This window comes from Massilia sp. X63 (genome assembly GCF_041023745.1).
GTDB lineage: Bacteria > Pseudomonadota > Gammaproteobacteria > Burkholderiales > Burkholderiaceae_D > Telluria.
The window spans coordinates 164,870-188,622 of the sequence record NZ_JBFTEF010000001.1 but is presented as its reverse complement, the minus strand read 5'-3'; the positions used below and the strand labels follow the sequence as shown (position 1 = coordinate 188,622).

Below are 23,753 nucleotides of genomic sequence, written 5' to 3'. Positions count from 1 at the left end.
CTCAGGCCGCCGGCCGGGCCGCCGGCCGGCCGGTGAGCGCGGTCGCCAGGCCGCTCGCCAGTTTCGCCGCCAGGCCGTAGATGGAGAGCTGCGGATTGGCGCCGAGCGAGGTCGGGAACAGCGAGCCGTCGTGCACCGACAGGTTGGCCAGGCCGCGGTAGCGCCCTTCCGGGGTGGCGACGCCGAGCCGCTCGTCGCCGGACATGGCGCAGCCGCCCATGACGTGGGCCGAGGCCACGCGCGTGAGCTGCAGGCCCTGCGGCAGTTCGGCGATCGCGGCGCTGGCCTCGCGCCAGGACGCGTAGCGGCGCGCCATCTCGTGCGCCGGCTGCACGCCGGTGGCGCCGGCGGCGAACTGGATCTCGGCCATGGTGAGCAGCGCGCGCCTGGCGCCGTCCCACAGGTAGCCGGTCAGCGGATAGTCGAGTTCGGGGCTGCCGTCGGCGCGCAGGCGCACGCTGCCGCCGGGCGCCTCCTCGTGGAAGCCGTCGCGCAGCAGGGCCAGCATGCCGTGCAGCTGCGGGAAGTCGCGCATCATCCGCGCGTGGCTCTCGCCGAAGCCGTTCATGGTGGTGGCCAGCAACAGCGGATGCAGCGGCGGGGCTTCGAGCTTGTAGCCGATCGGGCCGTCGGGCGGGCCGGCCAGGAAGTGGTCCGAATACACGGTCTGCGGCGCCCCGGCCCAGGCTTCCACGCGCTGCGGGAAAAACGCGGCCGAGATCAGGGTCGGGTGCAGGAAGGTGCGCCGGCCCAGCAGCCCGCTCGGGTCCGGGGCCTGCGAGCGCAGCAGCAGCGCCGGCGAGTTGATCGCGCCGCCGGCCACCACGTAGTGGCGCGCGCGCAGGCGCAGGCTGCGGCCGGTCGGATAGACGCCGGCCGGGTCGAGCGCCCGGCACAGGAGTTCGTCGGCGCGCTCGCCCTTGAACGCGAAGCGCTCGGCGCGCGCGCGCGTGATGAGCGTTGCGCCATGGTCGAGCGCGGCCGGGATGGTGGTCACCAGCATCGACTGCTTGGCATTGGTCGGGCAGCCCATGCCGCAGTAGCCCAGGTTCCAGCAGCCGTTCACGTTGCGGCGGATGAGGCCCGTCGGGATGCCCAGCTGCCGGGCGCCGCGGCGCAGGATGTCGTTGTTCTCGTTGGGCGCGCCCTGCCAGTCGGCAATGTGCAGGCGCGCTTCCATCATGGCGAACCAGGGCGCCAGCGTCTCGGGCGTCGCCTCGGGCAGCGCATAGTGGCGGCGCCACCAGTCGAGGGTGGCGGCCGGGGTGCGGAAGCTCGAGGTCCAGTTGACGGTGGTCGAGCCGCCCACGGTGCGGCCCTGCAGGATGTTGATGCCCTTGTCGACCGTCTTGCGCGCGGCCGATTCCTGGTACAGCGCAGGATAGGCCTCGGCCTCGCGCATCTTGAAGTCGCTCGAGGATGTCAATGCGCCCTCTTCCACCACGATGACGGACAGCCCCGAACGCGCCAGGATCTCGGCCGTGACGCCGCCGCCGGCGCCGCTGCCGACGATGACCACGTCGGCCTCCAGCACGCGGTCCTGGGTGAGCGCGGCGGCGTCGAGGATCTTCCAGCCTTTGGCGATGCCGGCGCGGATCGGGTCGGGAATGATCGGGGTGCTCAAGACAACTCCTTCATCGGCCCGGGATAGCCGGTGGCGGCCCAGCTGGCGGGCTGCGCGTACCAGGCGCCCAGCACCAGGTCGTGCAGCGCGTGGTAGGCGCTGCGCAGCAGGCCCAGGCGATGCAGGCGCCAGTCTTGCAGGAAGGCGTTCACGTCCTCGCTGCGCGCCTGCTCCCAGCCGCCCGATATTCCCGTCAGCAGGCGCCGGGCGGGCGCCAGCGCGAGCAGGCCGAACAGGTCCTGCACTTCCTTCTGGGTGGCGGGCGGCAGGCCGAGGATGGCCTGGTGGACGCCGTCGATGGTGCCGGAAAGCGCGGCCGCGCGCTGTGCGCCTTGCGGCAGCGCGCCGGCCAGGATCGCCGGTACGATCGCGTGCAGGGCGGCGCGCGCTTCGCCGTCGAGGGCGAAGCGGTGCGGCGCCTGCGTATGCGTGGCGCGGTACAGCGCGCCGCCGGCCGCCAGCGCCAGCGCGGCCACGCCGCCGGCTTTCAGGAAAGTCCGTCGTGATGTCCCCATAGACTGCCTCTTGTGTTTTTCCTAGTGTACGTCAAAGGGCAAGGCCGCCGGCGGGCCGGCATTAGAGGGGAAGCTCCAGGAAGGGATACGATCGCGGCTCATGGCGCCGGACACGGGGCGGCTGCGCCGGCGCGCCTTGAGCGCGGCGTTTGCCCAGCGGCCCGTGGATGCAAAGGATATTTGCATCCAGGGCCCTACAGGCAAATATTCTCTGCAGCCTACTTTTTCGGCGCGTGCTGCAGGATCTCGCGTGCGATCCCGCGCAGGATGTTGACCTCTTCGGTTTCCAGCTGGGTGCGCGAGAACAGGCGCTTCAGGCGCGGCATCAGCTTCTTCGGGTTGTTCGCGTTGAGGAAGCCGATCGCCACCAGCGCCTGTTCCAGGTGCGCGTACATGCCCTCGATCTGGGCCAGGCTGGCGGCATCGCCCTGGAACCCGACGCCGCGCTCGTCCACCGTATCGCCCACCGCCGCAAGGCGGCACTCGTAGGCCAGCACCTGGGCCGCCTGCGACAGGTTCAGCGAAGAGTAGTCGGGATTCGAGGGAATGTTGATCAGGACGTTGCAGCCCTCGACGATCTCGTTGGGCAGGCCGACCCGCTCATTGCCCAGGATCAGCGCAGGATGCAGGTCGTCCTGCCCCGCCGCATGGGCCGCAAACGCGCGCGGCGTCCACACCGGCGGCGAGAACTCGCGCAGGCGCGCCGACACGGCGGCGGCGAAATTGCAGCCCTCCAGCGCTTCCTGGATACTGCCGACGATGCGCGCATTGGCCAGCACGTCGCCGGCGCCGCTGGCGAAGGCCACCGCTTCGGGGTCGCTCAGCGGGTCGGCGCAGCGCGGCGCGACCAGCACCAGTTCGGAGAATCCCATCGTCTTCATGGCGCGCGCCACCGAGCCGATATTGCCGGCGCGGCTGGTCTCGACCAGCACAAAACGTAGCCTTTTGAAGAGAGATGTGTTGATTTCGGTCGGGTTCATTTAAAATAGCGCCATCGCGCGGTGCGGGCTGTTGAAATTCGGGACTGGAAAGCCCCGGATTGTAACGGGTTCGGCACCGCTTTGCTCTTTGTCATTCTCTATTCAGCAGACCGTTCACGGCGCGAGAAAGCGTGGTGGGCGTTCGCGTTTTTTCCACGGAAAGCCACATGCACCCAATGCTCAACACGGCCATCAAGGCCGCCCGCCGCGCCGCCACCGTCATCAACCGCGCGTCCTTCGATCTCGATCGCATCACCATTTCTGAAAAAAATCACAACGATTTCGTCACCGACATCGACCAGGCGGCCGAGGCGGCCATCGTGGAAACGCTGCTGAAGGCCTACCCGGACCACGCCATCCTGGCGGAGGAAAGCGGCGCCTCGAAGAACCTGAATGACGAGAGCGAATACGTGTGGATCATCGACCCGATCGACGGCACCACCAACTTCCTGCACGGCTACCCCAACTACTGCATCTCGATCGCCCTGCAACAAAAAGGCGTGATCACCAACGCCCTGGTGTACGACCCAGTGCGCAACGACCTGTTCACCGCCACCAAGGGCGCCGGCGCCTACCTGAACGACAAGCGCATCCGCGTGCGCAACCACGACCGCATCGGCAAGGCCCTGCTCTCGTCCGGCCACGGCCCGGATCCGCGCGCGCTGGCCGAATACCTGCGCATGTACGAGGTCGTCGCCTCGCGCTGCCACGGCGTGCGCAGCGGCGGTTCGGCGGCGCTGGAACTGGCCAACGTGGCCGCCGGCCGCATCGACGGCTTCTTCGAGAAGGGCCTGAAGGTGTGGGACATCGCTGCCGGCGCCTTGCTCGTGACCGAAGCGGGCGGCATCGTCGGCGAGTTCAACGGCGAGTCGGAATACCTGCACAAGGGCGACGTGATTGCCGCCGGCCCGAAGGTGTTTGGCGCCATGGTCCCGCTCTTGTCGGCTTTCGCGTAAAATACAGCTTGTGTTTCCGGGGTGAGCATGGACAGGATCCTTCACCCCGCTTCACCGGACGGAAAGTCCCGGTCAGAAACTTTCCATAGAGAAACAACTCCTCTATAATCCCGGCTGCCAGCGCGCGTCTTCACGTGCGGCAGCGTCCGGCGTTCCCGCGGTCTCTACTGCGTCCCGCCTGCAATGACTAATCCGATTTGCCTGGACCGGCGCCACGTGGCGCAGGCCCCCTTTTTATAAAGAATCTATGTCATTTTCTACTCTCGGTTTGTCCGACGCAATCGTCCGCGCGGTAACTGAACAAGGCTACACTTCGCCGACCCCGATCCAGGCCCAGGCCATCCCGGCCGTGCTGAACGGCGGCGACCTGCTGGCCGGCGCCCAGACCGGCACCGGCAAGACCGCCGGCTTCACCCTGCCGATCCTGCAACGCCTGTCGACCGACGCGGTCGGCAGCACGCTGAAAAGCAAGACCGCGCCGCGCGCCATCCGCGCCCTGGTGCTGACCCCGACCCGCGAGCTCGCGGCCCAGGTCGAGGAAAGCGTGCGCGTGTACGGCAAGTACACCAACCTGAATTCGGCCGTGATCTTCGGCGGCGTCGGCATCAACCCGCAGATCAAGCTGCTCAAGCACGGTGTCGACGTCCTGGTCGCCACCCCGGGCCGCCTGCTCGACCACGCCGGCCAGCGCACCGTCGACCTGAGCAAGATCGAGATCCTGATCCTGGACGAAGCCGACCGCATGCTCGACATGGGCTTCATCCACGACATCAAGAAAGTGCTGGCCCTGCTGCCGCCGAAGCGCCAGAACCTGCTGTTCTCGGCCACCTTCTCGGACGACATCAAGGCGCTCGCGGACAAGCTGCTGAACAACCCGCAATCGATCGAAGTCGCGCGCCGCAACTCGACCGTGGAAGTGATCGCGCAAAAGATCCACCCGGTGGACCGCGACAAGAAGCACCCGATGCTGTCGCACCTGATCAAGGAAAACGACTGGCACCAGGTGCTGGTGTTCACCCGCACCAAGCACGGCGCCAACAAGCTGGTGGAACAGCTGGGCCGCGACGGTATCGGCGCGATGGCGATCCACGGCAACAAGAGCCAGTCGGCGCGCACCAAGGCGCTGGCCGAGTTCAAGGACGGCAGCCTGCAGGTGCTGGTGGCGACCGACATCGCGGCGCGCGGCATCGACATCGACCAGCTGCCGCACGTGGTCAACTACGACCTGCCGAACGTACCGGAAGACTACGTGCACCGGATCGGCCGTACCGGCCGTGCCGGCGCCACCGGCGAAGCCGTGTCGCTGGTGTGCGTGGACGAGCACCAGATGCTGAAAGACATCGAAAAGTTGATCAAGCAGACCCTGCCACGTCAGGTGATTCCGGGCTTCGAGCCGGATCCGACCGCCAAGGCGCAACCGATCCAGCTGCGCAGCGGTGCACCTGGCCATGCCAACCGTGGCGGCGGCCGTCCGGGCGGCAACCGCGGCGGCCAGGGCCAGCCGCGCAGTGCCAGCGCGGGCAATGGCGGCGGCAACGGCGGCCGTCCGGCCAGTGCCGGCGGCAACCGTCCTGCCGGCGCCGGCGGCGGCAACCGCAACGGCAACAGCGCCAGCCGCGGCCCGCGCACGGGTTCCGCACCACGCCAGGGCGGCCGCGACCGCTAATCCGCAAGGCGGCCAAGGCCGCCATGCGCTGCCTTGACTTGAGGGCCAGCGTCGGAGCGTTGGGAAACTTCGAAGTTTCCCATGCTTCAGCGCTGGCCCTTTCTGCGTTTTAAGCACGCGGCATAGATATTTGATTACTCAAGTACTTGCAAAGGGTCGATACCCGGTATATATTTGAGCAATCAACTATCTCTCAAAGACTGGACCCTGCCATGACCGACCCGAATGACACCCCCGCCGACGCGGACGCCCCGCTCGACAGCCCGACCAGCGAGTTCTGCCTGCGCATGGCGCGCGCCTGGGCGGCCCTGTCGCGGCGCCTCGACAGTTCCCTCGGGAGCCTGCACGGGATCAGCTTTGCCGACTACCAGCTGCTGTTGAGCCTGCAACGGGCGCCGGGCGGACGGCTGCGCCGGGTCGACCTGGCCGACAAGCTCGGCCTGACCGCCTCCGGCGTCACCCGCTCGCTGCTGCCGCTCGAGAAGATCGGCCTGGTCGGACGCCAGAGCGATCCGCGCGATGCCCGGGTCGGCTACGCCCTCATCACGCCCACCGGCAGCGAACTGGTCATGAATGCGAGCGTGGTGGTGCACAACGTCAGCCGCATGCTGCTCGGCACGCCCTCGCGCGAGCAGCTCGCGGCAAGCTCGACCCTGCTGGCCCAGCTCGGCGGCCAGTAAGCCGCCGCCTTCCCTGCCCGCCCCGGAACCAGGCGCGTTCCGGCACTGCCGCGTCATGCCGGCAGCGGGCCCGCTCGTCCCTGCGCCGGCTTCTTTCGACTGGATATCGACATGAACGACCAAGCGGCGCTGCGGCGCGACCCGAACTTCACCTGGCTGATGAGCGGCGGCCTCGTTTCCGCCCTGGGCGACCAGTTCACCCTGATCGCCCTGCCCTGGCTGGTCCTGCAGCTCACCAGGGACCCGCTGGCGCTCGGCCTGATGGTGGCCCTCATGGGCATCCCGCGCGCGATCCTGATCCTGTTCGGCGGCGCCGTGGTGGACCGCTATTCGCCCAAGCGCGTGCTCATGCTGAGCAAGCACGTCAACACGGTCCTGCTGGCCGTCCTGGCGGCACTGGTGCTGTCGGGCCAGGCCACGCTGCTGCCGGTGGCGCTGCTGGCGCTCGGCCTGAGCCTGGCGTCCGCCTTCAGCATTCCGGCCGGCACCGCGATGCTGCCGCATGCGGTGCCGGCCGGGATGCTGGCGGCCGCGAACGGGGCAATGATGGCGATGCGCCAGCTCACCATGCTGGCCGGCCCGCTGCTGGCGGGCCTGCTGTTCGCGCTCGGCGGCGACGGCAGCGCCGGCCTGCAGGATGCGCGCGGCCTCGGCCTGGCCTTCGCCTTCGATGCCTTGACCTACGTGCTGTCGGCCTGGACCCTGTCGCGGGTGCGGCCGCTGGCTGCGGCCCCGGCTGGCCCCGCTGCGCCCGAGCCGGTGCTGCGCGCGGTCGGCGCCGGCCTGGCCACGGTCTGGCGCGACCGCCAGCTGCGCACCGCCTTCCTGTACTGGGGCCTGTGCGCCTGCGTGGTGGGCGGCGTGATGCAGGTCGCCCTGCCCCTGCTGGCCAGCGAGCGCCTGCACGGCGCCTCCGGCCTGGCCCTCATGATGGGCGCGCACGGCACCGGCGCGCTGGCCGGCATGGCCCTGTCGGCGACGCTGGGCAGGCGCCGCGTGGTCAACCTCGGCATCACCCTGTTGCTGGTGGACGGCCTGGTCGGCCTGCTGCTGGCGCCGCTGGGCCTGGTGACCCACGGCTGGCAGGGCGTGCTGCTGCTGGCGGCGATCGGGGTGCTGGGCGGCTTCGTCCAGGTCGCGGTGTTCACCTGGATCCAGCAGAGCGTGCCGCAGGCCATGCTGGGGCGGATGATGGGCATCTTCATGTTCGTGTTCATGGGCCTGGCGCCGCTGGCCGCGGCCGCGGCCGGCTGGCTGGCCACCCTGCTCAGCCTGAAGGCGCTGTTCGCCGCGGCCGGCCTGTCGCTGACGGCGGCGGCCCTGCTGGCATGGCTGTTCACGCCGATGTCCTCGCTTGCCGATGCCGCGCTGCCGCAGGCGCGCGATCCGGTCCCGCGGCCGGAATAGGCTAGGATAGCGGGATCGCCGCAGGAGCCTGCATGCCGAAATTCGCCGCCAACCTGAGCCTGCTGTTCAACGAGCTCGATTTCCTCGACCGCTTCGGCGCCGCCCGCGCGGCCGGCTTCGATGCGGTCGAGTTCCTGTTCCCGTATGCCTTCGAACCGGAACGGATCGCGGCGCGCCTGCAGCGCTACGGGCTCGAGCTGGTGCTGCACAACCTGCCGGCCGGCGACTGGGCCGCGGGCGAGCGCGGCCTGGCCTGCGACCCGCGCCGCAGCGCGGAATTCGCGGACGGGGTCGGCCTGGCCATCGATTACGCGCGCGAACTCGGCGTGCGGCGCCTGCACTGCCTGGCCGGCAAGCTGCCGCCCAAGGTCTCCCACGAGCGCGCCCACGCCGCCTACGTCGCCAACCTGCGCCACGCCGCCGCCCGCTGCGCCGAGCACGGCATCGCCCTGCTCATCGAGCCGATCAACGACCGCGACATTCCCGGCTACTTCCTCACCGGCACGGCACAGGCGGCGGCCGTCATCGCCGAGGTCGGCGCGCCCAACCTGTTCCTGCAGTACGACATCTACCATATGCAGCGCATGGAGGGCGAGCTGGCCGACACCCTCCGCCGCTACCTGCCCCTGATCCGCCACATCCAGCTGGCCGACGTGCCCGGCCGCCACCAGCCCGGCACCGGCGAAATCAATTTTCCCTTCCTGTTCCGCCTGCTCGACGAACTGGGCTACGATGGCTGGGTCGGCTGCGAATACCTGCCCCAGGGCGAGACGGCGGCCTCGCTCGGCTGGCTTCATGCGGCGCGCATGGAGCGCGCCGCCATGCTGGACAGGGCCTGATCATTCCGGCAACATCGGGTTTTCACCAGCCGAGGAAGCACGATGATCCAGGGATTGCGCACCGTCATTTACCCCGTCACCAATCTGGCCGAGGCCACGGCCTGGTATGAGCAGGTTCTCGGAAAGCCGCCCTATTTCAACGAGGTCTTTTATGTCGGTTTCGAGGTCGGCGGCTTCGAACTGGGCCTGATCCCCGACGGCCAGCCGGGCAGCGCCGGCGCCACCGCCTACTGGGGCACCCAGGACATCGATGCCGAAACGGCGCGCCTGCTGGCCCTGGGCGCCGAACTGGACGCGCCGGTGAGCGACGTCGGCGGCGGCATCCGCGTCGCCACCGTGCGCGATCCGTATGGCAACCTGTTCGGCGTGATCCAGAATCCGCATTTCGACCGCGCGAAAGTCGAGTGATCGCCACGAACGCCGTATTTACTCAAGGCAGTTGACCATCAGCAAAACTCCGCCAGGCGGAGTTTGAAACAATGGGCACTTTCGGGCCGCCTCCTCCGGCCAGAAAGGACCCACATGCTGCGACAATTTTCGATCCGCCTGGCGCTCCTGTGCGCTCTGCTGCTGGCCGGCTGCGCATCCACCGGCGGTCCGGTCAGCCTGCAGGAAGTGCGCGAATTCGCCGACGCGTCGGCGCGCCTGGGCGGCTATGCCGAGCTGGCGCGCCGCTACCGCGACACCTACGAACGCGAGCAGCCCTACCTGTCTCCCGTCGCCGACAAGCTGGCGCGCGAGAACGACGCCAAGCGGCGCGCGGTGTACGACGACTTCATCGCGATCCAGAAGACGCTGGTGCTCTACATGCAGACCCTGAGCCTGCTCGCCGGCGACGCCCGCTACGACCTGTCGGACCGCATCGATGACCTTGGCAATGGCCTGAAGGCAAATACGGAATCGGGCCTGCAGCAGCGCCACATCACCGCCTACACCGGCATGACCAGGCTGCTGACGCGCGTGATCGCCTCCGGCTACCAGAACCGCAGCGTGGAGACCATGGTGCGCGACGGCGACGCCGACGTGCAGACCCTGCTCGACGCCATGATTCAGCTCACCCGCCTCTACTACAAGACCAACGAGAATGAGAAGAAGACGATCCTCGGCATCTTCGATGTCGAGATTCCGTTCTCCACGCGCAATTCGGACCGCATGCTGGTGACGCTCGCCAAGGTGCACTACCTGAACAAGGCCACCGAGTACAAGCTCATCGACCGCCGCTACGAACTGGCCCTGCAGGGGCTGACCAAGGTGGCGCTGGGGCACCAGAAGATGCGCGAGAACCTCGGCAAGCTGTCGAACGATGAAGTCCGGCGCCTGCTGGCCAACTACGGACGCGACCTGCGCACCATCCGCGACGGGCTGTCCGGCGACTGACAGGAGAGCACATGGCTACCACCCCCACCCGTTCCGGCAGCGCATCGGCCGGCCCGGCAGCGGATGACGCGGCCGCCCCCGAGGAGGCGCTCGCCGGCGTCGCCGTGTCCGAGCCTGGCGCCGGCAACGGCAAGGCGCCCGCGGACGCAGGCGGCAGCGCGCTGGCCAGCACCGACAAGATCGTCGAGCTGGCCGACCAGCTGTCGGCCTGCGCCGACCAGATCCACGAGCGCGTGATGAAGGAGATCCGCAGCTATGGCGGCGGACCGGTGCCCGAGAAGGTGCAGGCCAGCGCCCGCGCCCTGCTCGAGGACGAAGTCCTGCTGCGCCAGCGCGCCAACGGCCTGTATGTCGACGCCGCCACCTTCATCGTCAAGGGCCTGGGCAAGTCGCAGGCCAAGCTGGTCCGGCTCACCGCCGACGCGGCAGAAAAGATCCGCAAGATCGGCGCCATCGGCGAAGCGGTGGGCCTGGTCGGCGGGCTGCTGGCGCTGGCCGGGGCCGCCGCCACCGGGAAGCCGATGACGATCCTGGCCGCGATCGACAAGGTCGAGAAGCACGGCAAGGCGCTCAACGCGCTCCAGCCGAAGCCGCCCGCCAAAGCCAGCTGAGCCGGCCGGCCCGGCTCAGCACATGTGCTGGCCGCCGTTGATCGCCAGGTTGGCGCCGGTGACGAAGCCGGCATCGGCCGAGACCAGCCAGGACGCCATGCCGGCCGCTTCGGCGGGCTGGCCCAGCCGTCCGGCCGGGATCTGCGGCAGGATGCGCTCGCGCAGCACCTGGGGAGACACCTCGCGCATCGTGCGGGGGTCCAGGTAGCCCGGCGAGACCGTGTAGACCCGCGCCTGCCCCGTCAGGCGATGAGCTCGGGGCGGCTGGCGGGATCGAAATCGGCCCAGTCGCCGTCCACGATATTGCCCTCGGCGCGCTCGATGTGGTGGGCGCCGAGCTGGCGCAGCACATCGACCGCACGGTCGGTCAGGCCGGCGTCGTCGAAGGCGACCGCCACCAGCATGCCGGCTTCGCGCGGCGGGATGCGGTTCTCGGTACTGCCCTGCTCCGACTCGCCGCGTTCCTTCATCTTGGAAAAGCTGAACAGCGAGCCGACGTGGCCGCCAACCAGGCCGCCGACGACCGGCCCCAGCGGTCCGGTGAGCGGCGCGGTGGCGGCGCCGATGACCGCGCCGACCGCGCCGCCGGTGGCGACGCCCTGCACCACGCCTTGCGGCGTCTCCTTGGCGCCCGGCGACTGGATGTGGTCGCCGCCGATGGGGGTTTCATCGTGCTGGCCCGGCTGGCTCAGGTAAAAGCCGCTGATCCGGCCTGCGTCGAAGCCGGCGTCGGCCAGCGCGCTGCGCGCACGGCCGACCTCATCCTGAAGCTGGAAACGCCCTGCAATGATAGTGGACATGACGATTTCTCCTGGATCTGTTTAGCTCAACTATGCCCGCCAAGCCGCGCATGCTCTGTACGCGGGCGCACGCAGGCTGCGCCACCCATGGCCACCGTGGACGCCGCTAGCGCCACTGCCCGTAGACCGGCAGGCTGCCGAAGGGCTCCTCGAACACCGGCTGGGGCTCGGGCAGCCAATGGCGCGGATCGACCCGGAAGTATTTCAGGAATTCGCCGTACAGGTCCGGATGGCGCGCCGCCAATTCCCATGGCTGCTCGAAGAAGCTTTCGGTGGCGACCGCGAAGAACTCGGCCGGGCTGCTGGCGCCATAGTGGTCGAGCACGCCCCGCTGTCCCCACATCGCGTCGCGCCGCAGCGCCGCGTAGTTGCGCGACAGGACCTCCGACCAGCTGCGGTAGCGCTCGGTGCTGCCCAGGTAGGGCGCGCCGTTGGTGCTGCCCGACTCGCTGTCGAGCTGGTGCGCGAACTCGTGCAGGACCACGTTATGGTGGTGCGCAAGGTTTTCCTGGTCCCCGTCGTCGGGCCCATCCAGCCCGGCCCGGCGCACATGGTCCCAGGACAGGATCACGCGCCCGTCGCCCCAGGACTCGCCCAGCAGGTCCTGGCGCTGCTCGGTGACGACGCCGGCAACGTCCACCTCGCGGCGCGGCACCAGGAAGGCGCCTGGATAGACCAGCACGGCGTGCAGCGAGGGGTAAAGCATGGCCGGGCTGGCGTCGCCCGCGCGTCCGAGCACGAGCATGCAGGCCTGGCCGGCAATCGTCACGCGCATCTCGTCGGTGATGTCGAGGCCGGCGCAGCCGACGAAGGCCTTCTCGTGCAGGAATTGCTGGACCAGGCGCTGCAGGCGCGCGCGCTCGTGCGCGTCCATGCCGGCATACTGGACCAGGTTGCGCTCGAGAACGGCAACCAGGCCGGGCGCCAGCGGGCGCGCCAGGGCGCGGCGCAGGCGCCACTTGGGCAGCAGCCATGCCGCCAGCAGACCGGCCGCTGCCAGGCCGGCAAGGATTCCTTCCATCTCAGCCTTCCTGCGAGCTTGCGGCCCAGGCCAGCACCTCGTCGGCGCCGCCGACCAGCCTGCCGCCGACGAATACCTGCGGCCAGGTCAGGTGGCCGGTCAGGCCGCGCAGCACGCTGGTCGTGATCTTCTGGTCTTCCGAAATATCGGTGAACACGATCCCATTCTCGCGCAGGGCGTCCTTGGCGCGCGCACAATGCGGGCAGCCGGGGCGCGAGAACATGACGACCGGCTCGGGAATCTTCGCATTCGGGTTGATGTAGCTCAGCATTGTATCGGCGTCCGAAACCTCGAAAGGATCGCCTTCGCGCTGCGGTTCGATGAAGATTTTGTCGATCACGCCGTCTTTGACCAGCATCGAATAGCGCCACGAGCGCTTGCCGAAACCGAGCTCGCGCTTGTCGACGAGCATGCCCATGCCCTCGGTGAAGTCGCCGTTGCCATCCGGAATAAGGGTAATGTGCTCGACGTTCTGCCCCGCCTTCCACTGGTTCATGACGAAGGCGTCGTTCACGGCGATGCAGACGATGTCGTCGACGCCGTTCTGGCGCAGCACCGGCGCCAGCTCGTTATAGCGCGGCAGGTGGGTCGACGAGCAGGTCGGCGTGAAGGCGCCGGGCAGCGCGAACACGACCACTGTCTTGTCCTTGAACAGCTCGTCGGTGCCGATGTCCCGCCACTGGTCGTCGGGGCGGGTCTTGAAGGTGACTCGGGGAACCGGCCTGCCCTGCAGGGACTCCGCGGTCGGTAGGGGGGCGCTGCTTGCCATCGGTCTTCCTTTCCATGGAGCGGCCGTCGCGGCCGCGTTGGATCGGAGGTAGGGCTTGTTGACCGGATTTCAACGCGTCGGGCCCAAATAATTGTTCGCCTATAAAAAAATAAAGCCGCGCATGCGGCGCGGCTGAAATGACGACAGCGATCGTCTGGACCGGCTTTGCCGCGGGTCTCTACCGCGGCAAAGCCGGGGGCGCTTGTTTAAGCGCGCTCCTTGGCGGTCTGGCTCGGGGGTGGGCCAAACAGTGCTGCGACCAGCGGGTCGCGGGTGACCGGGCTGCGGTTCACGCGGATCGCATAGTGGGTGTCGTCCGCCAGGATGTGGAAGTGGCGGCCGCTGCCGGCCATGTTCTGCTCGCGCAGGCCCGGACGCTCCTTGCGCGGGGCGACGCCTTCGCGCTTCGGCTGGCAGATCGCGGCCAGGAAGGCCTTGACGCGCTCCTGGTCCGGGCAGATCTGGTACACGGCCTTGCCCAGGTAGGTGGCGGTGCCTTCGATGTAGCGGGCCAGTTCGATGACGCCGGCTTCGCGCAGGTCACGGATGTACTTGCGTGCGCCCGACGGCGAGAACTTGAGGAACCATGCGATTTCGTCGGCCAGCATTTCGTGGGTCGACAGTTCGTTGATCAGCTTCTGCATGTTTTCGATCCGGCGCTGCGTGGCCGAGGTCGAACGGACACGTTCGATCGGCGCCAGCGAAATCGGCGCGCGCTCGGTTGGTTGCGGCGGGACGCGTTCGATCAGCGCAGAGTTGCTGGAAGTGTGCACGGCGCCGATGTCGCCTTGCACCGCGTTGTGATGGGTCGTTGCATGCATGTTGGTGAGCTCCGTTATAGAGTGAGACTGTGTGGTCCGGGTCGCTGTGTGTCGTATGACACCCTGACAACACTTCGGGTTCCGCTTAACTGGGCTCAAGATTGCCTGCGTCAGCCCCCCACGGTCTGTGCGCCATCCAACATTCAAGAACATTCCTGCAAGCATTTTTGATAAGCCCGCTTGGTGGGACTTTGTCTTCATGCTTATTTCCCACGCCCAATAAAGTCGGGTCTCTTCCGAGCGACGCGGCAGCGCTCTGTGGTATTTTTACCACTGTTGTAAAATTGCACAAGCTACCCAGGCTGGGTGCGGTAGCGCACCGAGGATGCGGAACTTGCACTGTTATTCTTTATCCAACATCTGTGTCAAGACATGTGATGTCACCAACCCTTCACCTTATGGGAGTTACCTGTGAATAATACGAAGAAGATCGCCCTGGCCGTCGCCCTCCTGTGCGCAGCCGGCACCACCGTGGCCCAGGAAATCAATCCATCGTGGTACATTCAGCCGAGTGTCATCCACGCCAAGCCGGATGGCCGTTTCGGTGTCAGCGACCGCGACTGGGGCGGCGGCCTGAAGTTCGGCAAGGCCGTGTCGCCCATGTGGGACATCCAGTTTGGTGGCAGCCATGTCCGCTTCGAAGACGGCCCTGCCCGTTACCGCCAGACGCTGCTGGGCGCCGACGCCCTGCTGATGTTCTCGCGCGACCGCTTCCGCCCGTTCGTGCTGCTGGGCCTGGGCGCAGAACGCGACAAGGTGGAGAACCCGCTCCGTCATGTTCACAAGACTTCCCCGTATCTGACCGCAGGCCTGGGCTTCCAGGCATCGCTGACCGACCAGTGGTCGCTGCAGGCCGACCTGCGCGCCGTACGCGGCTTCCTGCGCGACAACGAAGAGTTCGGTTTCCGTCGCAGCAACAACAAATACCTGACGATCGGCCTGAACTACGCCTTCAACCCGCCGCCGGCGCCGCCGGCAGCGCCGCCGGCACCGGCCCCGGTCGCGGAAGCAGCCCCGGCCCCGGCCCCTGAGCCCGCCCCGGTCGCCCCGCCGCCGGCCCGCTTCGAGAAAGTCACCCTGGAAGCGACCAAGCTGTTCGACTTCGACAAGGCCGACATCATCATGCCGTCGCCGAAACTGGATGAAATCGCGGCAGCCCTGCAGGCCGACCCGAGCGTCACCGACGTCGACATCACCGGCTACACCGACCGCCTGGGCTCCGAGAAGTACAACCTGAAGCTGTCCGAGCGCCGCGCCAACGCCGTGCGCGACTACCTGGTCAGCAAGGGCGTCGACGGCAACCGCCTGAAGGCCTACGGCAAGGGCGAAGCCAACCCGCTGGTCCAGTGCAACCAGAAGAGCCGCAAGGCCCTGATCGACTGCCTGGAACCGAACCGCCGCGTCGAAGTCGAGCAGATCACCGTCGAGAAGCGCGTTCAGTAAAGTGGACCTGGCATACCCCTGCTCCTGCTGCTTCGGCCGGAGCGTGGATGCCACCGTGTAACACGAGGGGGCTGCGGCCCCCTTTTCAATTGGAGGATGCTACATGGCTGTCAAAGATTGGCTACCGTATTCACGCCAGCTGGTGCACGTGATGCGCTGCGCGGTGATGGAGTGGCTCGACCATCGTGCGTCCAGCAAGGGCGCGGCGCTCGCCTTCTATACCCTGTTCTCGCTGGCGCCGGTGCTGGTGCTGGTGATCGCCATCGCGGGCTTCTTCTATGGCGCCGAGGCGGCCCAGGGCCAGCTGCTGGCGCAACTGCGCGACCTGGTGGGACCGCAGGGCGCCGAGACCATCCAGACCATCCTGGCCGGCGCCCAGAACAAGGAGAGCGGCCGCTTCGCGACCATCGTCGCCACCGTGCTACTGCTGATCGGTGCGACCACCGTCTTTTCCGAGCTGAAGGACAGCCTGGACGAGATCTGGGGCGTGCCGCCGCCGAAGGACGCCGGCTTCTGGAACCTGGTGCGCACCCGCCTGCTGTCCTTCGGCCTGATCCTGGTGCTGGGTTTCCTGCTGATGGTCTCGCTGGTGGTCAGCGCCGCACTGGCGGTGGTCGAGAGCTATATCGGCGGCATGTGGAAGGAAGCAGCGCTCATCATGGGCTGGGTCGCCTGGGCCTTCAGCTTCCTGGTGATCGCCACCCTGTTCGGCGTGATCTACAAGCTGCTGCCGCGCGTGAAGCTGTCCTGGCGCGACGTGACCATCGGTGCGCTCGGCACGGCGGCGATGTTCACGCTCGGGAAGTTCGGGATCGGCCTGTACATCGGCAACAGCGGCACCACCGACAGCTTCGGCGCGGCCGGTTCGCTGATCGCGCTGCTGTTGTGGGTGTATTACTCGGCGCAGATCTTTTTCCTGGGCGCCGAGTTCGCCCGCCAGTATGCGCTGAAGATGGGAAGCCTGAAGCACAAGCCGGCGCATGAAACCGGCGACAAGAAGAAGGCGGATCCGCCGGAGCCGACTGCGACCTGGAAGAACGGGCGCGCGGGCTGAATCTACAATCGTTCGCTGCATGTTGCAGGGCGGTGTGCGATCCGGGCCGCTGGCCTGGATCGCACACCGCCTGCCCTACTCTCCCAGCAGTTCGGCCACCACTTCCATGCCCTCGACCCGCTCGGCTACCACCTTCAGCACCATCACCACGGGCACGCCGAGCAGCAATCCCCACATCCCCCACAGCCAGCCCCAGAACAGCAGGCTCACGAACACCGCAGCCGGGTTCATCCGGGCGATCCTGCCGGTCATCCAGGTGGCGACCACCATCCCGACCAGGGTCGCAATGCCGAGCGAGGCGCCGGCCACCACGATCACCATGCGCAGCGACTCGTACTGGAAGAACGCCACCGCCCCGGTGGCGATGGTGATCAGCAAGGGCCCGAAGTATGGCACCACGTGGGCCACGCCGGCAAAGGCGGCCCAGGCGCCGGCATTCTCCAGCCCGATGGCGCGCAGCGCCGCCCAGGTCAGCAGCGCCAGCAGGACATTGGTCACCAGCAGCATGAACATATAGGCCTGGATCGCATTGTTCATGTCGTCCAGGATATGGACGGTGACTTTCTTGCGCGTCAGCGAGGGGCCGGTGAGCTTGACCAGCTTGCGCTTGAAGGTGTCGCCCGTCAGCAGCAAAAAGAACACCAGGAAGACCACCATCGTCGCCTGCGACAGGAAAGTCGCCAGCCCGACCGAACCGGCCAGCACCCAGTCCATCACGCGGATGTTCGAGCCGGCCGCGGCGGGCGCAGGGGGCACCGACTGGGTGCGTTTCTGGATCGCGCGGCGCTCGCCGCCGCCGGCGGCGTTGGAGGCGGCGCGTTCGATCTCGGCGGCAGCCGCCTGCACCTGCTGGATGGTCGAGCGCTGGCCGGTGCTGTTGGTCAGGATTTTCGTGACCTTGTGCGTCAGGGCCGGCAGTTCGTCGATGATGTTAAAGAATTCGTCCTGCAAGCGATACAGGGTGCCGCCCAGGCCCCCCATGATCAGGGCCGTCACCAGGGTCGCGCCGATGACGCGCTTGACGTGCCAGCGTTCGAGCCAGCGCACGACCGGGTTCAGGGTATAGGCGATGAAGATGCCGAGCAGTAGCGGCACGAAGAATTTTTGCGCCCACTGGAGCGCGAAGATGCAGGCGATGGTCGCGAGGATGCCGAGCGACAGCCCGCGCGCGTTCACATGGATCGGCAGCCGCAGGCCGCCCGCGTTCATCGTGAGCTCGTCGCCTGCAGGACCGGGCTCGGCGCCGCCCTCGGGTTCAGCCTGGGCCGGCGCCGCCGGGGCGGGATCGTCTGGCGCGTTCGCAGCAGGTTTGACGGAAGATTCACCAGGTTCAGTCGGTGCGAGCTGCATGGATCGTGCCTTGACAATGGAGCCGGGCCGCCCCGGCGCATGGGATTACTTGACGCGGATGTCGTTCTTCACCGAGGTTACACCTTTCACGCCACGCGCGATTTCCACGGCGCGCTGTGCGTCGCGCGGCTCGGCCACGAAGCCCGACAGCTGGACGTCGCCCTTGTAGGTTTCGACGTTCACCTCGGTCGCCTTGACGGTCGGGTCGGCGGCGAAGGCGGCCTTCACCTTCGTGGTGATCATGGCGTCGTCGACGTATTCGCCGGCGGTCTTCGCGGTCGGGTTCGAGGAGCAGCCGACGGCGGTGATGGCGACGGCGGCGGCGAAAGTGGCGGTGATGAGGCGTTGTGCGATTTTCATGATAGCTCCTTGTTGTTGAGTCAAACTACGATTGCAAGCCCAATGCGGGCAGGTGGGCGGTGCCGGCAAGCCGGCCCGTACATCATTTTCCGAACGCGGTCTTGGCAGCGTTGACACACTGATCCTTGACTGCGCCGGCATAGGCGTCGCACTTCTCGAGCGCGACGCGGTATTCGGCGGCAAGCTTGTCCTGGCGCGCATCCTGGCGTGCCTCGATTGCCTTGCGGTCGGCCTTGGCGTCGGCCTGGGCGGCGATCAGGGTCGCCTTGGCCTGCTCCAGGCAAACATCGCGGTCGTTGCCGGTGACGGCGGCGCAGCGTACCTTGTCGCGGTCGTAATTGGCCGACGCGATGCGCATGCGGGCCTGGGTATAGGCCGACAGCGTGTTCTTGTAGGCGGCCTCGGCTTCTTCCTCGACCCGCACGCGGGCGGCGCGGGCCTCGGCCATGCACAAGTCGTGCGGGTTGCCGGCAATCTGGTCGCAACGCACCCGGGCCGACTTGAAGTTCGCTTCGGCCGTGGCCTTCGCCTGTTCATAAACCGTTTTGGCGTCCGGCACGGCCTGGGCACGTGCCGAACCTGCCCAGGCGAGCGCGGCGCCAACGAGCAGAAATGCATGGGATGTTTTCATTTTTTATTCTCCATTTGTCAACACGCTAATGACGTTTTACACGTCAGCAGGCGCGGTTTCTGTTCGGTGCCGAACACAGCAAGCCTGCCATCACCTTATTGTTGTTATTGCATCAAAAACACGACAGTCATGCGGCCGAAAATCGGCCGGCGATTCCCATCAATACGCTGAGCAAGGACGGTTAGGCAACGCACAGACCCCCGCCACGGCTGTGACTAAGCTGGAACCATCACTTTTGTCAGGAGAACAACATGAAAGCAACCCGTACCCTTGCTGCTGCCGTGCTGGCTACAACGGCCCTCCTCACTGGCTGCGCCAGTACCTCGTCGGATCCGTACGCCTCGAACAACGGCTACAACAGCGGCTACAACAACGTGTCGATGGGTTATGGCACGATCGAGTCGATCCAGGTCACCCAGGGCGGCAACCGGACCAGCGGCGCCGGCGCGATCCTCGGCGGCGTGGTCGGTGCGCTGGCCGGCAACCAGGTCGGCAGCGGCAGCGGCCGTACCGCGGCGACCGTAGCAGGCGGCGTGGCAGGCGCGGCGATCGGCAACAATGTTGAACGCAATCGCCAGGGCGGTCAGGAGCTTTACCAAGTCAATGTCCGCATGGACAACGGCGAATACCGCACCGTGACCCAGGACAGCGTCTACGACCTGCGCGTGGGCAACCGCGTGCGCATCGTCGACGGCCGCGTCTACCGTTACTGATCGAGGCCGATCGTGAATGCAGGGAAGCCCGCAGCGGCTTTCCTGCCCTGGGGCCGCAGCCGGCCGCAGGCCGGGGCTGCGCCGCACCCGTGCGCGCCGCTTCCGATGCCCGGACGGACTCCGGCCGCGTGCCGGACCTGCCGTTCGCGGCGTCGGCCGGCTTGCACCGCCGCAGGCCCGCAGCCTGCTACCGACCGCTGGAGGACACCATGCGACACCACGCCACCATAGTGCGCGGGCTCGGCGCCTGCCTGCTCGGCACCGCCCTGTTTGCCCAAGCCCAAACCGAAACCCGGACCAGTAGCGACGCCCTGGTCGATCCCGCCGCCGCCAGCAAGCAGGCGCGCGAGATTGCGCAGGGCGACCCGGCGCGCTGGTACCGCGAAGACACGACACGCCAGGCCCGGCTGCGCACCCTGCAAAAGGAGATCGGCGCGGCCCTGCAGGAAGCGAAGAACGCCTGCAAGCAGGCGCCGGCTGCCGAGCGCAAGACCTGCCTGCAGGAAGCACGCGCGACCTACGCGCGCGACATGGCCGCGGCCAAGGCGCAGCTGGACGGCCAGGCGCCGGCGCCCTGAAGCGACCGGTTCGCGGTCGAACGCCTGTCCTGCCTGCGCGGGTCAGGCGTTTTTTCTTGTGCCTGCCACCGGCGGGCCCGGTCTCGCCGGCCGATGCGCCGGCCAGGCCATGACCGGTTCCGCCTGCGCATCCGTGGCTGCTCATCCGTGGGGCTCCAAAAAAAACGGCGTGCAATCAATGATTGCAACGCCGCTCAAGCCCCACCATATTCAGTCCAGCTAATGCATATCTTGCCGTGTCAGCTCAGCCCCTGCTGCTGCACACGGCGCTTGTTCATGTACCAGCCTGCCACCCCGAGCAGGATCGCTGCGGCGCCGGCCGGCTTGCCGAGCTTGCGCTGGCGAATGAAATTAAACAGCGCCAGCCCGTAAGGCATCAGGACCGACACGCTGGTGCCGGTCGGCTTCAGCATCGCGTCGGCACGCGCGCGCAGGGCCCAGGTAGCGTGGTCGATCGCGCCGTGCAGCATGACCTCGGGGCGCGCCGCGTGGCGGATGTGCGCCCTTGCGTGCACCACGCCGCTGCGGAAGAATTCGCCCTCGCGCAGCAGTTCCTGCTTGCGCACCGCCGGATCGGGGCTGTGCTTGTGGCCGGCCAGACCGGTCGTTCCATCGTGATTGTGCATGTTTCCCCTCCTTCGTGTCGCCGCTTAGAGCAGCATGTCGCGGTCGTTCTTCAGTTCCTTCATGGTGGCCGGGAAGGAGAGCTTGTCCTGCTTGAGCAGTGCCAGGCCTTTCGCTACCAGTACGCCCGTGATGACCAGGAATACGACAAACAGGATCAGCAGGATCTTCCAGCCCATGTCGTCCCAGGCCAGCGCAACGATGGTCGCGGTGCCGTAGGCGATGGCGAACCAGATCGCCAGGATGGCCGCGCCGAACAGGGCCACCAGTTCGATCAGGTGGTTGCGCACCTCGGACAGCTCGAGCGCGGCCAGTTCGACGCGCGACACGACCAGGCCGAACAGGCTCTTCATGAGGCTGGAGACCCCGCCCATGAGGCCGGGGCTATGCACGACGGTATCGTCTTTTTGCATGGCAGTCCCCGGCGGCGCTTATTGCTTGCGGCTCAGGAGGACGCCGAGCAGCACGCCGATCCCGGCCGCGACCGCCAGCGTACGATAAGGATTGTCCTTCACATAGACATCGGCCTCGTGCGCCAGTTCCCGGCCCTTTTCCATGGCCTGGCCCTGGTAGTGGCTGGCACGGCCGAGCGCGCGGTCGAGCATTTCCATGCCGCGGCTGCGCAGCTCCTCGGCCTTGTCGCCCGTCAGCGCAGCGGCCGCGGTCAGCATCGACTGGGCGTCGCGTACCAGTGCCTTGACGTCGGACGAGGCATCCGATGCGTTGCTGTCGAACTGGTAGCCGTGGGCCTGGGATTTGAAATTGCTGCGGGTGGTGTCTAGCATGGTCTACTCCGTTTCGTGGTAGTTGAATGGTGCCTGGCTTCTGGTGCGTGGATTCAGGCCAGCAGGTCGCGCATGTCGTCAGCGTGCTCTTCTTCGACGGCCATGATGTCGACCAGCAGCGCGCGCGTGGTCGGGTCCTTGTCGCCGATCGCCTGGATCATCTGGCGATAGGACTCGATCGCCACGCGCTCGGCGATCAGGTCGGCGCGGATCATGGCCTGGACGTCGTCGGAGTCGTCGTACTCGGCATGGCTGCGCGCGGTCAGCGTGGCCGGGTTGAAGTTCGGCGAACCGTTGAGCTGCACGATGCGCTCGGCGATGCGGTCGGCATGGTCCTGCTCCTGCTGGGCGTGCTCGAGGAACTCGGCCTTGATGTGGCCGGTGTTCGGGCCGCTCACGGTGTAGTAGTGGCGCTTGTAGCGCAGCACGCACAGCAGTTCGGTGGCGAGCGCATCGTTGAGCATGGCGATGACCGCCTCGCGGTCGGCCTGGTAACCCTCGGTGACGGCGCCGTCATCGAGGTTGGCGGCGGCACGGCGGATCGCCGTGACGTCGAAGCCATGCGCCAGGTGTTTCGTTTGTTCCATAACTTGTTTCCTCAATCAAAAGCCGGCTCAGCGCCCCGTCGTACGCGGCGGGATCTGCGCGTTTTCGTTGGACAGCACGATCTCGACACGGCGGTTGAGCTGGCGGTTGGACGCCGTATCATTAGGGGCCACCGGGAACGCTTCGCCATAGGCTTTCATGGCGATGCGGTCGCGCGGGACGCCCATCGAACCCAGCGCCGAGGCCACGGCTTCGGCACGACGCTGCGACAGTTCCTGGTTGTACGACGAGCTGCCGGTACTATCCGTAAACCCTTCGACCAGCACGGTACGGTTCGGGTTCTGCGCCATCACGTCGGCCAGTTTGCGCAAGGTCGACATACCGTTCGGTGTCAGGCTGGCCTGGTTGGTGGCGAACAGCACGTCGCCGATGGTCACGATATAGCCGCGTTCGGTCTTGACGGCACGCAGCTCGACCAGCAGGGCTTCCAGCACGGCGGCGCGCTGGACCAGCGCGGCATTCTGCTGCTGCGCCGCGGCGGCCTGCTGCTGGGCGCTCTGGGCCTGCTGCTGGGCCTGGGCGGCGGCGGCCTGCGCGGCCTCCGCCTCGCGCCGGGCGCGGTCGGCTTCCGCGGTGCGCGCTTCCAGGCGAACCTGGTCGCGCTCGCGCGATGCGTTGGCAATGTCGGCTTCCGCGGCCTTGGCCCGGGCCACTTCCATGGCGCTGGCGATGCGCTGCTTGGCGACGTAGGCCAGGCGGTCGACGTCGCCCACGGCTTCGCGGCGGGCGGCGGCGGCATTGGCCTGGTCGAGCGCTTCGCTGGCCTGCTTGAATTCGAGCGGCGCGTACTGCGACACCTGCGGATTGTTATTGGCGGCAACGAAATCGGCGCGCGCCTGGTCCAGCGTCGGGGTCGTCATCGGAGCGGTGGCGCAGGCCGTGGCCAGCACGGCGGCGGCCAGCAGCGACATCGTGGAACGGGTTTTCATGGGCTTGTCCTTTTACTTGGGCGCCGCGGGCAGGCGGCGGTCAACGAAGGGAACTTCTTGTTATTGCCGGCGCGAGGCCTGCACTTATTGCTGGGTCGCCGGCTGCGCGGCATTCGCGCGGTCGACTTCCTGGCGCAGCACGCGCAGGTCTTCGTCCAGCGCCTGCGAGGCAGCGGTGGCCTTGGCCGAGCGCGCCTTGCTCTGCGCCAGCTTGGCGTCGGCCTGGGCCTGCACGGCCAGCTCGCGCGCCAGCTTGTAGTCCTTGGCGGCCAGCGCCGCATTGGCGCGCATCATCTTGTCGCGGGCGGCCGTGATTTCTTCCGGCGCCAGCTCGGCGGCACCCGCCGACACCGCGTTCTCGACCGCATTGCGCGAGACCGCCACGTCGGCGGTGGCAGGGGCCTTCTGTGGGCTGGCGCAGCCGGCCAGCACCAGCGCGCCGGCCGCCGCGGTGGCCATGGCAACCGACTTCAGCAGACGGGGCATCGGGTGTTGTTGGTCCATCGCTTATTCTCCTGTAGATGAGGAAATGTCCTGGATAACGTTATAAACCTGTTATCTCCGCGCTTCGGTTCGCTGACGCACATTGCCCGGCGCACGGCGATCTGCTCAAC

28 protein-coding genes and 1 pseudogene are annotated in these 23,753 nt (G+C 67.4%); 12 read left to right on the top strand and 17 right to left on the bottom strand.

Annotated elements, in window-relative coordinates:
• Position 1: 1 nt before the first annotated feature.
• The 3 genes from AB3347_RS00870 to AB3347_RS00860 all read right to left on the bottom strand — a co-directional run bounded on the left by AB3347_RS00870 (position 2) and on the right by AB3347_RS00860 (position 3,119).
• Positions 2 to 1,624: a GMC family oxidoreductase N-terminal domain-containing protein gene (locus AB3347_RS00870; protein ID WP_369089882.1), complete on the bottom strand. Its 1,623-nt coding sequence runs from the start codon at positions 1,622 to 1,624 to the stop codon at positions 2 to 4.
• Positions 1,621 to 2,139: a twin-arginine translocation signal domain-containing protein gene (locus tag AB3347_RS00865; protein WP_369089881.1), complete on the bottom strand. Its 519-nt coding sequence runs from the start codon at positions 2,137 to 2,139 to the stop codon at positions 1,621 to 1,623. Before AB3347_RS00865 ends, AB3347_RS00870 begins: the two co-directional genes overlap by 4 nt.
• A gap of 218 nt (positions 2,140 to 2,357) precedes the next feature.
• On the bottom strand, positions 2,358 to 3,119 hold the full coding sequence (locus tag AB3347_RS00860) for an RNA methyltransferase (RefSeq protein WP_369089880.1): 762 nt from the start codon (positions 3,117 to 3,119) through the stop codon (positions 2,358 to 2,360).
• A 176-nt stretch (positions 3,120 to 3,295) separates the two neighbouring features.
• Between AB3347_RS00860 and AB3347_RS00855 the strand changes: the two genes are divergently transcribed.
• The 8 genes from AB3347_RS00855 (at position 3,296) to AB3347_RS00820 (ending at position 10,655) form a co-directional block, all read left to right on the top strand.
• Entirely contained in the window at positions 3,296 to 4,075 is a 780-nt protein-coding gene (locus AB3347_RS00855) for an inositol monophosphatase family protein (protein WP_369090503.1), read from the top strand.
• A 247-nt stretch (positions 4,076 to 4,322) separates the two neighbouring features.
• Entirely contained in the window at positions 4,323 to 5,741 is a 1,419-nt protein-coding gene (locus AB3347_RS00850; protein WP_369089879.1) for a DEAD/DEAH box helicase, read from the top strand.
• Positions 5,742 to 5,953: 212 nt separating this feature from the next.
• Positions 5,954 to 6,421 (top strand): MarR family winged helix-turn-helix transcriptional regulator, encoded by a 468-nt coding sequence (locus tag AB3347_RS00845; protein WP_369089878.1) that lies wholly within the window; start codon positions 5,954 to 5,956, stop codon positions 6,419 to 6,421.
• Between the two features lie 111 nt (positions 6,422 to 6,532).
• Positions 6,533 to 7,828 (top strand): MFS transporter, encoded by a 1,296-nt coding sequence (locus AB3347_RS00840; RefSeq protein WP_369089877.1) that lies wholly within the window; start codon positions 6,533 to 6,535, stop codon positions 7,826 to 7,828.
• 32 nt (positions 7,829 to 7,860) lie between these two features.
• Positions 7,861 to 8,667 carry a hydroxypyruvate isomerase gene (gene hyi / locus AB3347_RS00835; RefSeq protein ID WP_369089876.1) on the top strand — a complete coding sequence of 269 codons (807 nt, stop codon included), beginning with the start codon at positions 7,861 to 7,863 and terminating at the stop codon, positions 8,665 to 8,667.
• Positions 8,668 to 8,709: 42 nt separating this feature from the next.
• A complete protein-coding gene (locus AB3347_RS00830) occupies positions 8,710 to 9,075 on the top strand; it encodes a VOC family protein (protein WP_369089875.1) in 366 nt (121 codons plus the stop codon).
• Positions 9,076 to 9,189: 114 nt separating this feature from the next.
• Positions 9,190 to 10,044, top strand: a complete 855-nt coding sequence (locus tag AB3347_RS00825; RefSeq protein ID WP_369089874.1) for a hypothetical protein — start codon at positions 9,190 to 9,192, stop codon at positions 10,042 to 10,044.
• Between the two features lie 11 nt (positions 10,045 to 10,055).
• Positions 10,056 to 10,655, top strand: a complete 600-nt coding sequence (locus AB3347_RS00820) for a hypothetical protein (protein ID WP_369089873.1) — start codon at positions 10,056 to 10,058, stop codon at positions 10,653 to 10,655.
• Between the two features lie 15 nt (positions 10,656 to 10,670).
• On the opposite strand, the pseudogene AB3347_RS00815 reads toward AB3347_RS00820, so the two are convergent.
• The 5 genes and pseudogenes from AB3347_RS00815 to AB3347_RS00795 all read right to left on the bottom strand — a co-directional run.
• Positions 10,671 to 10,883, bottom strand: a pseudogene (locus tag AB3347_RS00815) (SDR family oxidoreductase); the annotation flags it as partial.
• 14 nt (positions 10,884 to 10,897) lie between these two features.
• Positions 10,898 to 11,455, bottom strand: coding sequence for a hypothetical protein (locus AB3347_RS00810; RefSeq protein ID WP_369089872.1), 558 nt, complete (start codon positions 11,453 to 11,455; stop codon positions 10,898 to 10,900).
• Positions 11,456 to 11,561: 106 nt separating this feature from the next.
• Positions 11,562 to 12,476: a zinc-dependent peptidase gene (locus AB3347_RS00805; protein WP_369089871.1), complete on the bottom strand. Its 915-nt coding sequence runs from the start codon at positions 12,474 to 12,476 to the stop codon at positions 11,562 to 11,564.
• 1 nt (position 12,477) lies between these two features.
• On the bottom strand, positions 12,478 to 13,245 hold the full coding sequence (locus tag AB3347_RS00800) for a glutathione peroxidase (RefSeq protein ID WP_369089870.1): 768 nt from the start codon (positions 13,243 to 13,245) through the stop codon (positions 12,478 to 12,480).
• 206 nt (positions 13,246 to 13,451) lie between these two features.
• Positions 13,452 to 14,066, bottom strand: coding sequence for a winged helix-turn-helix domain-containing protein (locus AB3347_RS00795; protein WP_369089869.1), 615 nt, complete (start codon positions 14,064 to 14,066; stop codon positions 13,452 to 13,454).
• A 411-nt stretch (positions 14,067 to 14,477) separates the two neighbouring features.
• On the opposite strand from AB3347_RS00795, the gene AB3347_RS00790 reads away from it, so the two are divergent.
• Entirely contained in the window at positions 14,478 to 15,509 is a 1,032-nt protein-coding gene (locus AB3347_RS00790) for an OmpA family protein (RefSeq protein ID WP_369089868.1), read from the top strand.
• A gap of 103 nt (positions 15,510 to 15,612) precedes the next feature.
• Positions 15,613 to 16,563 carry a YihY/virulence factor BrkB family protein gene (locus AB3347_RS00785; RefSeq protein WP_369089867.1) on the top strand — a complete coding sequence of 317 codons (951 nt, stop codon included), beginning with the start codon at positions 15,613 to 15,615 and terminating at the stop codon, positions 16,561 to 16,563.
• Between the two features lie 75 nt (positions 16,564 to 16,638).
• Here AB3347_RS00785 and AB3347_RS00780 read toward each other — a convergent pair whose 3' ends face one another.
• From AB3347_RS00780 to AB3347_RS00770, 3 genes are all read right to left on the bottom strand, one after another.
• Complete coding sequence (locus AB3347_RS00780) at positions 16,639 to 17,913, bottom strand: AI-2E family transporter (RefSeq protein WP_369089866.1); 1,275 nt, start codon at positions 17,911 to 17,913, stop codon at positions 16,639 to 16,641.
• A gap of 45 nt (positions 17,914 to 17,958) precedes the next feature.
• Positions 17,959 to 18,273, bottom strand: a complete 315-nt coding sequence (locus AB3347_RS00775; RefSeq protein WP_369089865.1) for a BON domain-containing protein — start codon at positions 18,271 to 18,273, stop codon at positions 17,959 to 17,961.
• A gap of 82 nt (positions 18,274 to 18,355) precedes the next feature.
• Positions 18,356 to 18,904, bottom strand: coding sequence for a hypothetical protein (locus tag AB3347_RS00770; RefSeq protein WP_369089864.1), 549 nt, complete (start codon positions 18,902 to 18,904; stop codon positions 18,356 to 18,358).
• A gap of 251 nt (positions 18,905 to 19,155) precedes the next feature.
• Between AB3347_RS00770 and AB3347_RS00765 the strand changes: the two genes are divergently transcribed.
• Together AB3347_RS00765 and AB3347_RS00760 are read left to right on the top strand one after the other, a co-directional pair.
• Positions 19,156 to 19,617, top strand: coding sequence for a glycine zipper 2TM domain-containing protein (locus AB3347_RS00765; RefSeq protein ID WP_369089863.1), 462 nt, complete (start codon positions 19,156 to 19,158; stop codon positions 19,615 to 19,617).
• A gap of 209 nt (positions 19,618 to 19,826) precedes the next feature.
• Complete coding sequence (locus tag AB3347_RS00760) at positions 19,827 to 20,195, top strand: hypothetical protein (protein ID WP_369089862.1); 369 nt, start codon at positions 19,827 to 19,829, stop codon at positions 20,193 to 20,195.
• Between the two features lie 239 nt (positions 20,196 to 20,434).
• Here the strand turns inward: AB3347_RS00760 and AB3347_RS00755 are convergent, their stop codons facing one another.
• From AB3347_RS00755 to AB3347_RS00730, 6 genes are all read right to left on the bottom strand, one after another.
• A complete protein-coding gene (locus AB3347_RS00755) occupies positions 20,435 to 20,821 on the bottom strand; it encodes a hypothetical protein (RefSeq protein ID WP_369089861.1) in 387 nt (128 codons plus the stop codon).
• A gap of 24 nt (positions 20,822 to 20,845) precedes the next feature.
• On the bottom strand, positions 20,846 to 21,232 hold the full coding sequence (locus AB3347_RS00750; RefSeq protein WP_369089860.1) for a phage holin family protein: 387 nt from the start codon (positions 21,230 to 21,232) through the stop codon (positions 20,846 to 20,848).
• Positions 21,233 to 21,250: 18 nt separating this feature from the next.
• Positions 21,251 to 21,604 carry a YqjD family protein gene (locus AB3347_RS00745; RefSeq protein ID WP_369089859.1) on the bottom strand — a complete coding sequence of 118 codons (354 nt, stop codon included), beginning with the start codon at positions 21,602 to 21,604 and terminating at the stop codon, positions 21,251 to 21,253.
• A 53-nt stretch (positions 21,605 to 21,657) separates the two neighbouring features.
• Positions 21,658 to 22,191, bottom strand: coding sequence for a bacterioferritin (locus AB3347_RS00740; RefSeq protein ID WP_369089858.1), 534 nt, complete (start codon positions 22,189 to 22,191; stop codon positions 21,658 to 21,660).
• A 27-nt stretch (positions 22,192 to 22,218) separates the two neighbouring features.
• Positions 22,219 to 23,139: an OmpA family protein gene (locus AB3347_RS00735; RefSeq protein ID WP_369089857.1), complete on the bottom strand. Its 921-nt coding sequence runs from the start codon at positions 23,137 to 23,139 to the stop codon at positions 22,219 to 22,221.
• A gap of 84 nt (positions 23,140 to 23,223) precedes the next feature.
• On the bottom strand, positions 23,224 to 23,598 hold the full coding sequence (locus tag AB3347_RS00730) for a DUF4398 domain-containing protein (protein WP_369090502.1): 375 nt from the start codon (positions 23,596 to 23,598) through the stop codon (positions 23,224 to 23,226).
• Positions 23,599 to 23,753: the final 155 nt, after the last annotated feature.